At 44.9% G+C, this 11,587-nt stretch carries 10 protein-coding genes and 4 tRNA genes; 2 read left to right on the forward strand and 12 right to left on the reverse strand.

Annotation, left to right across the window (positions count from 1 at the left end):
• Positions 1 to 114 precede the first annotated feature (114 nt).
• Positions 115 to 702: an NAD(P)H-dependent oxidoreductase gene (locus G3R49_RS07620; protein ID WP_167869222.1), complete on the forward strand. Its 588-nt coding sequence runs from the start codon at positions 115 to 117 to the stop codon at positions 700 to 702.
• 50 nt (positions 703 to 752) lie between these two features.
• Positions 753 to 1,157 carry a GFA family protein gene (locus tag G3R49_RS07625; RefSeq protein WP_130597529.1) on the forward strand — a complete coding sequence of 135 codons (405 nt, stop codon included), beginning with the start codon at positions 753 to 755 and terminating at the stop codon, positions 1,155 to 1,157.
• 79 nt (positions 1,158 to 1,236) lie between these two features.
• Here the strand turns inward: G3R49_RS07625 and nth are convergent, their stop codons facing one another.
• The 12 genes from nth to G3R49_RS07685 all read right to left on the reverse strand — a co-directional run bounded on the left by nth (position 1,237) and on the right by G3R49_RS07685 (position 11,585).
• A complete protein-coding gene (nth, locus tag G3R49_RS07630) occupies positions 1,237 to 1,872 on the reverse strand; it encodes an endonuclease III (RefSeq protein WP_130597528.1) in 636 nt (211 codons plus the stop codon).
• 344 nt (positions 1,873 to 2,216) lie between these two features.
• On the reverse strand, positions 2,217 to 2,912 hold the full coding sequence (locus G3R49_RS07635; RefSeq protein WP_167869223.1) for an electron transport complex subunit E: 696 nt from the start codon (positions 2,910 to 2,912) through the stop codon (positions 2,217 to 2,219).
• Positions 2,905 to 3,528, reverse strand: a complete 624-nt coding sequence (gene rsxG, locus G3R49_RS07640; RefSeq protein ID WP_167869413.1) for an electron transport complex subunit RsxG — start codon at positions 3,526 to 3,528, stop codon at positions 2,905 to 2,907. Before rsxG ends, G3R49_RS07635 begins: the two co-directional genes overlap by 8 nt.
• An 86-nt stretch (positions 3,529 to 3,614) precedes the next feature.
• Positions 3,615 to 4,673 carry an electron transport complex subunit RsxD gene (gene rsxD, locus G3R49_RS07645; RefSeq protein ID WP_167869224.1) on the reverse strand — a complete coding sequence of 353 codons (1,059 nt, stop codon included), beginning with the start codon at positions 4,671 to 4,673 and terminating at the stop codon, positions 3,615 to 3,617.
• 2 nt (positions 4,674 to 4,675) lie between these two features.
• Positions 4,676 to 7,372: an electron transport complex subunit RsxC gene (gene rsxC, locus G3R49_RS07650; protein WP_167869225.1), complete on the reverse strand. Its 2,697-nt coding sequence runs from the start codon at positions 7,370 to 7,372 to the stop codon at positions 4,676 to 4,678.
• Positions 7,366 to 7,950, reverse strand: coding sequence for an electron transport complex subunit RsxB (rsxB, locus tag G3R49_RS07655; RefSeq protein WP_130597525.1), 585 nt, complete (start codon positions 7,948 to 7,950; stop codon positions 7,366 to 7,368). The genes rsxC and rsxB overlap by 7 nt, the downstream gene beginning before the upstream one ends.
• On the reverse strand, positions 7,950 to 8,528 hold the full coding sequence (gene rsxA / locus G3R49_RS07660) for an electron transport complex subunit RsxA (protein WP_130597524.1): 579 nt from the start codon (positions 8,526 to 8,528) through the stop codon (positions 7,950 to 7,952). The genes rsxB and rsxA overlap by 1 nt, the downstream gene beginning before the upstream one ends.
• A gap of 400 nt (positions 8,529 to 8,928) precedes the next feature.
• The gene (locus G3R49_RS07665; RefSeq protein WP_130597523.1) at positions 8,929 to 10,824 is read right to left on the reverse strand and encodes an EAL domain-containing protein; all 1,896 of its coding nucleotides are present in this window, start codon (positions 10,822 to 10,824) and stop codon (positions 8,929 to 8,931) included.
• Between the two features lie 390 nt (positions 10,825 to 11,214).
• A tRNA-Asn gene (locus G3R49_RS07670) sits at positions 11,215 to 11,290 on the reverse strand.
• Between the two features lie 22 nt (positions 11,291 to 11,312).
• Positions 11,313 to 11,388 (reverse strand) — tRNA-Asn (locus G3R49_RS07675).
• 23 nt (positions 11,389 to 11,411) lie between these two features.
• A tRNA-Asn gene (locus G3R49_RS07680) sits at positions 11,412 to 11,487 on the reverse strand.
• A gap of 22 nt (positions 11,488 to 11,509) precedes the next feature.
• A tRNA-Asn gene (locus G3R49_RS07685) sits at positions 11,510 to 11,585 on the reverse strand.
• Positions 11,586 to 11,587: the final 2 nt, after the last annotated feature.

An 11,587-nucleotide genomic window follows, 5' to 3' on the forward strand; every position in this document is an offset into this window, starting at 1 on the left:
ACAAGGTATCTGTTTATCTATTTTAGGTTACCAAAAGTTAACTGGTTGAATAATGTATCAAGGTTACTAAAATATACCTTAAGTTTTAATTCTGGTCTAGTTAAGGACAAAATCATGAGTAACGTACTAATCATCAATGCCCACCAAAAATATCCATTTTCAGAAGGTAAGTTGAATCAAACACTGGTTGATAAAGCATCTAAATGGCTGGGCGAAAATGGCCATCAGGTTCGAGTCGTGACCATGAGTGACTCGTTTGATGTTGAACAAGAGATTGCCAATCACCAGTGGGCAGATACGATTATTTTACAGTCGCCTGTTAATTGGATGGGGGTTCCTTGGCTATTTAAAAAATACATGGATGAAGTATATACCGCAGGTATGGCGGGGCAGTTATGTGCAGGGGACGGCCGTACTTCGGCTGAGCCAACTGCAAACTATGGCACTGGAGGTACGTTAACGGGTAAAAACTACATGCTATCGTTAACTTTTAACGCACCAGCTCAAGCATTTGAAGACCCTGCAGAATACCTGTTTGAAGGTAAATCTGTTGATGACTTATTTTTTCCTATGCATATGAATTTCCGCTTCTTTGGGATGCAAGCTTTAACTACCTTTGCTAGCTTTGATGTGATGAAAAACCCGCAAATTGAGCAAGACCTAGCGCGTTTTGAAGCTCACTTAGCTGCGCAGTTTAAATAGACTCACTGCAGGATACTCTTTGAATTGTGTAGACAGACAAAGGAGAGGTTATGACTGATAAACACCATGTTCATTGTGATTGTGGCAAGGTGCAACTTGCTTTGACTGGCTTACCTAAAGTTCATGGTTTTTGCCATTGTGAGGATTGCCGTGAATTACTGCAAGTACCTTATCACTCAGTACTTGCGTGGGAGCCGGAATTTGTTGAATTTACCCAAGGTGAGCAAGAAATAAGAGTATTTCAACACCCTACGAAGCGAATGACACGGGTGTTTTGTGGTCATTGCGGCGATGTTCTATATAACACCAATGCTATGGGCTGGAAGTTAGTATCGCAGCTGATGTTTACAAAGTGTAATGGCAACAAGTTACCCCAAGGTTTCGAGTCTAGCTCGCATTTCTTCTACGACAGACGCATTGTTGATATTGATGATGAGCTGCCAAAGCGGGGCTAAATACTAATAAATGGCGATGACTATTTTCATCGCCATTTTTGTTTGAATAGGGCGTACAGGGTTTAATTTAGATTACTGCTTACTCATCTGTTTTATCTTTAAACTCACATAAGTCTTCAATGATACAGCTACCGCAGCGAGGCTTACGAGCAAGACAAGTGTAACGGCCATGCAGAATAAACCAGTGGTGTACGTCAACTTTGAATTCAGCAGGCGTCACTTTAAGCATCTTTTGTTCAACCTGATCGACATTCTTACCCATGGCAAATTTTGTGCGATTCGCCATACGGAAAATATGGGTGTCGACAGCTATCGTTGGCCAGCCAAAAGCAGTATTTAACACAACATTTGCAGTTTTGCGACCAACGCCAGGCAATGCTTCCAATGCTTCACGGTTTTCAGGCACTTCACCATCATGCAGTTTAAGAAGCATTTCACAGGCTTTAATGACATTAATTGCTTTGTTGTTATATAAGCCGATGGTTTTAATGTATTCCTTTAAGCCTTCAACACCCAAGTCGAATATGGCTTGCGGTGTATTCGCAACAGGGAATAGCTTGTCAGTTGCCTTATTAACACTGACATCAGTCGCTTGCGCTGAAAGTGTCACAGCCACCAATAGCTCAAACGGGCTAGAAAAATTAAGCTCTGTTTCTGGTTTTGGGTTGTTATCACGTAAGCGTGTAAGGATTTCGCGGCGTTTTTGATTATTCATATTGGCTCTACACACAAAAAACACAGGTCTCGCCTGTGCTTAGGGTTTGTTGATCTTTGCTGATTAGAATTTGTTCGAATTAAAAGCACTTTAATCAAGACGCGAGCTATGCTGTTTAGTCGACTAAACAAGTGGCTTGCAACGCAGAGAAAAGTGCTTTTAAACGAACCTTTCAGGCAGCGCTTGTTGTCATTTCTACTGCGTTAACGACTTATCATGTGGAACAACCACACATCAAAGTCGTTGTCTTGTATAAATTTCCAACAAGCAGCTGCAAAAATAATCTTGAAAGGTCAACAGACCCTAATCATTGTTATTATTTGTCTTGAGGTTCACTTAGTGCGCTAACTGACTTTGGTGATCCTCGCGCGCTCGACTGCAGGCGCCGATACTTTAGGTTGCCTTGCTTTAATTTGTTGATCAATCACATTTTTAAGTGCAATGATTAATCCCATGCCGATGAATGCTCCTGGAGGCAGCATCGCCAGTAGAAATGCATTATCAACTTGCCACACTTGGATGGTTAGTACACTTGCCCATTCACCTAACAGCAAATCTGCACCGTCAAATAGTGTGCCTTGACCTAGGACTTCGCGCCCGGCGCCTAGCACTACTAATACCGCAGCAAAGCCAAGACCCATCATTAGACCATCAAACGCTGAGTGGGCGAGGGAGTTGCGCGATGCAAAGGCTTCGGCGCGGCCAATGATCAAACAGTTAGTCACAATCAGTGGTAAGAAAATGCCCAGCGACATATATAAGCCGTAGGCATAGGCGTTGATCAGTAATTGCACGCAAGTTACTAGCGCGGCAATGATCATTACAAATACCGGAATGCGGATTTCTTTTGGTACATAGTCTTGCACCAGCGACACGAGAATATTTGAGCCAACAAGTACCACTAATGTCGCCAGACCTAAACCAAGGGCGTTGGTGACAGTTGCAGTTACTGCAAGCAGCGGACACAAACCTAAAAGCTGTACGATACCAGGGTTGTTATGCCACAGACCTTGCTTGGCAATTTCTGAATACTTACTCATCATGAGCCTCACAATTAATTGGTGCGCGGTATAACTGGGTACGATTTTGCTCAACAAAACGCATAGCGTTGTTAATTGCTCCTAGATACGCTCTTGGGGTAATGGTCGCGCCAGAGAACTGGTCAATATCGCCGCCATCTTTTTTAACTTTTAATGCTGGCTTAGTATTGTCGTAAATCCAACCGCTAAACTGTAATACCCAATCCGATTTACGCAGTTCAATCTTGTCGCCTAAACCAGGTGTTTCCTGATGAGCTAGGGTGCGCACGCCTAGTAAAGTGTTATTGCTGTCAACGCCAATGAGTATCTTAATATCGCCATTGTAACCAGCAGGTGCAATCACCTCTAGCGCCAGAGCGGTCGGCTCTCCATCTATAGTTGCCACATAAGCTGGCATTGGTTGCTCGTTACCCAGTAACTCAGGGTCATGCACCAAAATACAATGCTCGGTTAATGGGTTGTCGTGCATGTTTTCCGGCACCACTTCAGCCAATAACTTGGTAAGTTGCAGTTTTTGTTGTTGCTCAATGGTGTCTTCTGTCATTGCGCTAATAACGGCAACCAAACCAGTACATAGCAGCGCGAAGATGGCTAAAATGGTGCCATTCTTGACCATAGATTTTTTTGCCATCGATTTGTTGGCAGCAGATTGATTATCTTCAGAACTATTATCTTTAGAACTAGTAGCCACAGTTTTCTCGGTCATAGTGAATTTCCTGTGCGGTGGCCGTATGCTCGTGGGCGAATATAATGGTCAATAAATGGAGCACACATATTGGCAAGCAAAACTGCAAATGCTACGGCGTCAGGGTAGCCGCCAAAGGTGCGGATAACATAGATCAATACACCGATCATAGCGCCAAACACTAAGCGACCACGAGGGCTAGTCGCTGCGCTGACAGGGTCGGTTGCAATAAAGAATGCTGCCAACATAGTGCCGCCAGAAAATAACTGTAACCAAGGGCTAGCGTGAGTATCTGGGTACAATACAAAGCCAACACCCACGCATAGCATTAGGCTAGATAGTAGTGCTGTTGGAATTTGCCAGCGGATAACTTTTAGCTTTAGTAGCATCAAGCCGCCGAGCAAGTACATTAAATTAACCCAAAACCAACCTTGTCCGACACCAGCATCAAATATGGGTCTTTGTAGGCTTTCATCTGTTGTGAGCCCCATCGCTAGATCGTTTTTTAGGGTATCTAGGGGAGTCGCCATAGCAACCGCATCAACATTTAGCTGGAAGTAATTACCGGCAAACTCTGCTGATTCATAAAAAATAGCCTGCAAACTTGTGAGCATGTCTGCTTGATTAAGCGCAATTGTTTGTGGTGCAACCCATGATGTCATTTGCACTGGGAATGAAATAAGCAGTAAAACATAAGCTGCCATTGCCGGGTTAAACAAGTTATGACCTAAGCCACCATACATGTGTTTAACCATGACTATCGCAAATAAAGTGCCGATAACCACAATCCACCAAGGGGCAAGAGGCGGAATTGCGATTGCCAATAGGCTTGCGGTCACCAATGCGCTGTTATCTTTTAGTACTGGCAATACGGCGCGGCTGCGCAACTTAACCATTAGCGACTCAGCAATGTAAGCCGTGCTGATTGCCAGCATAAGCTGGATTAAGGTGCCAAAGCCAAAAAAGTAGCTTTGCGCCACTATCCCTGGAATAAGGCATAGTGCAACTTTTAGCATCACCGATGAGGTTAAACTATTGGTGCTGACATGCGGTGATGATGCAATTTTAAATGCCATGATTATTCCTCTTGCTGCTTAGCTAACTTTTTGGCCTTTGCCTTGGCAACGGCAGCAGCAATTCGTGCTTTCTTTTGTTCTTCAGCTGTTAGTGGGGCAGATGTTGGCGTCACAGCTTGAGCTTGTGTATCGCTGCGCTGCGCCTCGTCATCATGTTGATTCTGCTTTGATGCTTCGCTTGTTGCCGGAACATCTGATTGCTCTGCCTCTTTAGCTGCTTTTTTCGCTTTGGCTTTAGCTACTGCGGCGGCAATTCGCGCTTGCTTTTGCTCTGCTGCACTCTCAACAGGGCCTGATGAAGGTGCATCAGCAACAGTATCTTGCTTAGCTTGAGTATCAGCTTCACTAGCACTATCTTCGGCCTGAGAGTCATCGAGCTCGCTGGCTGAGGGTGCTTGTTGAGCCATTTTCTTTGCTTTGGCTTTAGCTACTGCTGCAGCGATACGCGCTTTTTTGTCATCTTGGCCGTCGTTATTGGCGGCTAATTCAGCATCAGTGCTCGTCTTCTCTGTTATCGTCTCTGTAGCTTGTTTGCTGTCTGTCGATTCTGCCGAGTTTTGTGCTGCCTTCTTGGCTTTTGCTTTGGCAACTGCAGCTGCAATACGTGCTTTCTTACTGTCTTGCGCACTTTGGTTATCAGTGGCGTTGCTATCAGTTACGCTTGTATCTGTGCTTTGCTCATCAGACGGCGCGTCAGCGTGAGCCGTTGGTGCACTATTCGCTTGAGATTGGCCCGCTTGAGCTTGACCTGAATTAGCTTTAGCTGCTTGTTGGGCGGCTTTTTTCGCTTTCGCACGGGCGATAGCTGCGGCAACTCTGGCTTTTTGAGGATCAAGCTCCCCTGAAACCGACGGACTTGCAGCTTCAGTTTGTTGATCACTTGCTTTATCAGCTTCTTTGGCTTGCTGCGCTTTCTTGGCTTTGGCGCGAGCAACGGCTGCGGCAACCCGATCTTGCTTTGACTCTGCAGTTGGATCCGTTTGTGCGTTGGACTCTGCGTTTTGAGATGTTTCGCTGGTGCCACTTGCTTGCTGAGCCTGTTTAGCTTTTTTCGCCTTTGCTCTGGCGATAGCAGCACTTACCGCTGCTGACTTATTGTTGTTGGCAGAAGTGTTAGTCTCAGGTGTACCAGTCTCTGACGCAGACTGCGCTGATTGCTCTGCGGCTTTCTTTTTAGCTGCAATGCGCGCCATCGCTTCGGCTACAGCGTCTTTATCTGAGCCTGACATGGCTTTCTTGCGTTTGTCAGCTGCAGCTTTCGCCTTGGCCTCACGGGCCAGTTTTTCATCTTCTAAGCGTTTCAGTCTGGCTTCGAATCTGTGCTTAGCCGCCTCAGCTTGGCGTTTTTCTTCTGCAGCATTGCGTAGCGCTGATTTAGCAATGCGGTAATATTCGACCAGCGGAATATCGCTTGGGCATACGTAGCTACAACAGCCACACTCGATACAATCTTGTAAGTTAAAGCTGGCGGCTTTGTCGTATTCTTCAGCTTTTGAATGCCAAAATAGTTGCTGAGGTAGTAGCAGCGCAGGGCAGGCTACAGCGCATTCACCGCAGCGAATACAAGCTTGCTCTGGACTGTCTTCTGCAATTTGATTATTGCTTGGCGCGAGTACGCAGTTTGTCCCTTTAAGTACCGGCACCTGCAATTCGCTGATGGCATACCCCATCATAGGGCCGCCAATGATTAACTTTTGCTGAGTCTGAGCGCTAAATTGACATTGCTGCAAGGCATGCTTAATTGGCGTGCCGATAGGAAGCCAGTAGTTGCCTTGATGCGCGACTTGATCGCCAGTTAGTGTCACAACACGCTCAATAAGGGGTTTGCCGTTAAGCACTGCGTCTTGAATGGCAAAAGCAGTACCGACGTTATGTACCACGATGCCTAATTGTGCTGGGATTGCACCACTTGGCACTTCTTGGCCAGTGATGATTTGAATGAGCTGTTTTTCACCGCCAGATGGGTATTTAGTTGGAATAACGGTGACGCGCATCAAACCTTTAGCAATAGGGCATTGAGCAACGGCTTGCTCCATTGCTTGAATCGCTTCGGGCTTATTGTCTTCAATGGCGATAACAATGCGCTTTGGCGTTAGCAATTTATTGATGACTTCAACGCCAGAGATAATCTCTGTAGCGTGCTCGCGCATAAGGCGATCATCTGAGGTAATAAACGGCTCACATTCCACGCCATTGATGATAACCAAATCAATTTCACTGGCTGGGTTGAGCTTAATATGGCTCGGGAACGCCGCGCCGCCCATACCGGCAATACCCGCGTCTTTAATCTTGTCGATAATCGCTTGGTTCGATAGCTCATCAAGCTTGGCAGGTGTTAGCTTCGCCCAGGTATCTTCACCATCAGGCTCAATTACTAGGCTTAATACAGGTAGGCCAGAGGCATGATTGCTTACTCGTGGTTCAATTGCCTTAACTACACCTGAGGTAGGTGCATGAACTGGCAGGTAACTGAATCCTTTGCCTTGGGTGAGCATTTGACCTTTTAATACATGGTCACCTTTTTGTGCGGTCAAGACCGCTAAATCACCAACTTGAGGAATTGGGACTATGTACTCTGGTGCGAGCGATAGGCGCGCGATAGGCGCAGTATTTGACGACTGTTTTAACTCAGGCGGGTGAATGCCACCAGGTGAGTGCCACAGTGTTCCTTTATCTAATTGTTCTAATAAAGTTAGCACCGCTTTTCCTCATACTTCTCGGCCGAAATAACTTCAATGGTTTGCTGATTTAACTTCCAATCCCAGTTTTGTAGATTAGTTTTTACTGGGATCATGTCGATACAATCAACCGGGCAGGGCTCAACACATAAATCACAACCTGTGCAATCTTTGGTGATGACAGTGTGCATCAACTTGCCTGAACCTAAAATGGCATCGACAGGACATGCCTGAATACACTTGGTACAGCCAATACACTCGTCTTCACGAATGTAGGCGACTTTTTTGACATTGTCGGCAACCACCTCATCCATTGGTTGTGGGTCGACACCCATTAACTCAGCGAGTTTCTCCATGGTGGCTGTGCCGCCTGGAGGACATTTGTTAATCGCATCGCCGTTGGCTATGGCTTCTGCATAAGGGCGACACCCAGGGTAACCACATTGACCACATTGTGTTTGTGGCAGCAGTGCTTCGGCTTGGTCGATAACAGGGTTGCCCTCAACTTTGAACTTTTCGGCAGCAAAACCGAGCATGATGCCAAACACCAGTGCGACAGCGGTTAATACACCAATGGCAATTAAAATACTTGAAAGCATTACTTCACTAGCCCCGCAAAGCCCATAAAGGCAAGTGACATTAGGCCTGCTGTGATCATCGCAATTGCGCCGCCTTTAAATGGCAGTGGCACATCTGCAGCAGCAAGGCGCTCACGCATGGCTGAAAATAGAATAAGCACTAATGAGAAGCCAGCTGCTGCGCCAAAGCCGTAAACAGCAGATTGCAAGAAGTTATGGTCTTCATTAACGTTAAGTAGTGCTACACCTAACACTGCGCAGTTTGTGGTAATAAGCGGTAAGTAGATACCTAAGGTACGGTGCAGTGATGCACTGGTTTTTTGTACCATCATTTCGGTAAATTGCACCACTACCGCAATGACCAAAATAAAGCTCATGGTTCTTAGGTATTGCAGGTCAAACGGCTGTAATAAGAATTTATTGGTTAAGTAGCTTAAAATTGAGGCGAGGGTAAGCACAAAGGTGGTTGCCATCGACATACCAATCGCGGAGGCAAGCTTGCTTGAAACGCCCATAAACGGGCAAAGTCCGAGAAACTTAACTAATACAAAGTTATTAACCAGTACAGTACCGATTAATAATAAGAGGTATTCGGTCATTATGTTGTGAGATAGCCAAAATCAATCCAGCTATTATCTTAGTTTTAGCGTTAAGAAACAACGGATAAAAAACAAGGTTAAAGCAATATATACCCAAACAACCTCAAGATGCATGTTCAGCGAGAATTGATTGGCTTTCAGGCGCGGCGCTGATTTGATACATAGTTGTTCTACGTTGAAAATCTGCAACAAAGCATGACAGCCAATCAAACTCGCCCTTTGGGAGCCACTCATTAGGTCCATTTCTTTGTTGCAAAGCCTAGAAAGGGAATGCCATTACGTCGACTTTTCGCCTCGAACTGAACCTAATGAGAGGCTCTGAACCCTGTATATTGAAGCTGCTTGGGTATAACTTAACCTTGTTCGAAAATTTACTCTGTAAGGGAAATATCCAGCTGAATCAGCCTTTTTTGACCTTTTCTGGCTGAGCGATGTAGTAGCCTTGCAGACCATCAACAAGTAGCTTTTCAAGAGTGAGTTTCTCATCTTGGCGTTCAACACCACACGCAATTACTTGAATGCTCAATCGTTTAGCAATATCAACAATCATGCGTACGAAAAACTTATTGTTATTGTCTTGCTCAATGGCGTTACTGTAACTGCTATCAAGCTTGATAAAGTCTGGACGAACTTCTCTAAAGAACTTAAATGAAGTAAACCCAAGACCAAAGCGCTCAATGGCGACTTTAGAGCCAACTTTATGCACCTCGTTGACGAAGTTGTGACTGGCTTGCAGATTTGACTGCATGCCAGATTCGTTAATTTCAAATACCAAACGCGATGCTATATTACGCTGGCGACCAAGTACGTCTTTCAGCCATAAGCAGAACTGATCTTGCATAGCGGTACTCGCACTAATATTAACGCCGAAAATACCAGACAAACTTGGGTTCTCACTCAGCAGTCTAATGGCATTGGTTACAATCATCTTGTCCAGTTCGAGATTACATGTATGACGCTCAGACATGGCGATAACGGTAGAGGTTGGCAAGTGATCGCCTTCTGCGTTGTAAAAGCGCGCGAGTAGTTCACGATAGATTTCACTGTCGTTATGACAAGGCTGAATCGGCTGTTGGAAAAAGCTCATGCTTTGATTTTGGATAAGCTGAGCAATGGTGGTTTTCCAATGGTCAGTACCTTGCTGTTCATTACCAGTAAACTTCTCTAGTTGATGGTAACGGTTCGGGCCTAATGTTTGCGCAATACTCACAGCTGCATCTGCTAGTGACACTAATTTCGATGGGTCGCATTGGTTCTCATAAGGCACCATACCGGTATGAGCAACAGAGTCCATCGCGGCAGAGCTTGCATATTCATCAAGCTGACCACGCAGATTATCGAGGTATTTCTCACCTTCTTTTAGGGTTAAGCCCTCAAAGAAGATAGCAAAGTCACCACTTGATAAGCGATAGCATTCACTTTTACCGACATTAGCGGCAGCTTTACGCATACAAGTCGCAATTTTTGCAAGGTAATCATCACCGGCAGCGCGGCCATGTAATTGGTTAATATTGGCCAGCTCGGCAGCTTTAGTGATTGCCATGATACCGATTTGTTTATCTTTTGCCTTTTGCACTTTATCTAAATATTTAATAAAGCGGCTACGCGTTGAAAAACCGGTAATTGGGTCTTGGTAGGCAGCTTTTGTTAGCTTGTCGTTTTCAGCATGAACTTTACTCAAGCTGTCTTTCAATTGTGAGCGGCAGCTATCTAACGCATTACCTATAGGGCGAAGTACACCAGGAAAGCGCGAGCGTTCCACAGCCTGGAATGACAGGTTAGGGATGTTACTGATGTATTCTGCAGCGTACTTAATACGGCGCATGTGCACGCGAATCAAAATGGCGAACACCAACATCAAGATGAGGTAACTTAGAATAATAATATGGGCAGCTTGCTCTAGATCGGCAAAACTTGGCGAAATAACACTTGAGGTACTTAAACGCACTTGAATGCGACCATCACCTAGCTCCTCTGCATGACCGAGCTGGATGTCGAACACCTTGCTAGCAAAATCGTCATCAGGACGAGCAAGAGAGCCGAAAGTATAGTTGTAGTCGCTGTCAGTTTTGTGAACATACTGGAAAAACTGAAACGAATATTGCTCAGACAGTTTTTTATACAAGTCTTCGCCATCACCAACCCAAGGCTTGTATTGCTTAATGTCAGTTTGAAATTGAGCACGCGCGACCTGACCTTGATTTTGTACTTCCATGTTTTCGGTGTGATATATGATGTACAGCATCAAACCAAAAGTGATCAGCAAGGTTAGCTGAAATGATTTTGATATGCCCATAAAGCGTTCGGTTCCTGAAGCATTGGTTAATCGTCAATTATTCGATGAGCTAATGTCATTGTGACTTTTAACTACTATTCACGAGACATCATTGAAAAATATCAGAAATATTAAACTATATTAGCAGACTTATAGGAAGAATTTCACTAGCACTTATGGTTATAGCAGCTAAAAACAAAACACCGTGTTGCAAACAATTAACTTAGACTATGAATCGTTTTTTTAAGACAATATGCCTATGGCTCATAACGTAATTTTCTATAAAAATTAGTTAGTTAGAGCGCCGATTTAGCATTGCCGTGGGTTGAATAAACTCATCGATAGACTAAATGGCAGATGGATTTAGCTTACTGCTAGAAGAAAATAAGGAAAATAAACACAGGAAAAGAGTGGCTCCCCAGACTGGACTCGAACCAGTGACATACGGATTAACAGTCCGCCGTTCTACCAACTGAACTACAGGGGAATCGAAGAAATTGAGATTTGATTGGCTCCCCAGACTGGACTCGAACCAGTGACATACGGATTAACAGTCCGCCGTTCTACCAACTGAACTACAGGGGAATTGAATCAAATTGAGATTTAAGTGGCTCCCCAGACTGGACTTGAACCAGTGACATACGGATTAACAGTCCGCCGTTCTACCAACTGAACTACAGGGGAATACTTAAATATCGGATTATGTTGGCTCCCCAGACTGGACTCGAACCAGTGACATACGGATTAACAGTCCGCCGTTCTACCAACTGAACTACAGGGGAAT

Source organism: Shewanella sp. WXL01 (assembly GCF_012263345.1).
GTDB classification, from domain to species: Bacteria; Pseudomonadota; Gammaproteobacteria; order Enterobacterales; family Shewanellaceae; genus Shewanella; species Shewanella maritima.

What these genes read in the sequence shown, in the direction of transcription:
- rsxA (WP_130597524.1), bottom strand. Translation starts at nt 8,528, where the DNA reads ATGACCGAATACCTCTTATTATTAATCGGTACTGTACTGGTTAATAAC.
- nth (WP_130597528.1), bottom strand. Translation starts at nt 1,872, where the DNA reads ATGAATAATCAAAAACGCCGCGAAATCCTTACACGCTTACGTGATAAC.
- G3R49_RS07635 (WP_167869223.1), bottom strand. Translation starts at nt 2,912, where the DNA reads ATGAGTAAGTATTCAGAAATTGCCAAGCAAGGTCTGTGGCATAACAAC.
- rsxB (WP_130597525.1), bottom strand. Translation starts at nt 7,950, where the DNA reads ATGCTTTCAAGTATTTTAATTGCCATTGGTGTATTAACCGCTGTCGCA.
- G3R49_RS07665 (WP_130597523.1), bottom strand. Translation starts at nt 10,824, where the DNA reads ATGGGCATATCAAAATCATTTCAGCTAACCTTGCTGATCACTTTTGGT.
- rsxG (WP_167869413.1), bottom strand. Translation starts at nt 3,528, where the DNA reads ATGGTCAAGAATGGCACCATTTTAGCCATCTTCGCGCTGCTATGTACT.
- G3R49_RS07620 (WP_167869222.1), top strand. Translation starts at nt 115, where the DNA reads ATGAGTAACGTACTAATCATCAATGCCCACCAAAAATATCCATTTTCA.
- rsxD (WP_167869224.1), bottom strand. Translation starts at nt 4,673, where the DNA reads ATGGCATTTAAAATTGCATCATCACCGCATGTCAGCACCAATAGTTTA.
- G3R49_RS07625 (WP_130597529.1), top strand. Translation starts at nt 753, where the DNA reads ATGACTGATAAACACCATGTTCATTGTGATTGTGGCAAGGTGCAACTT.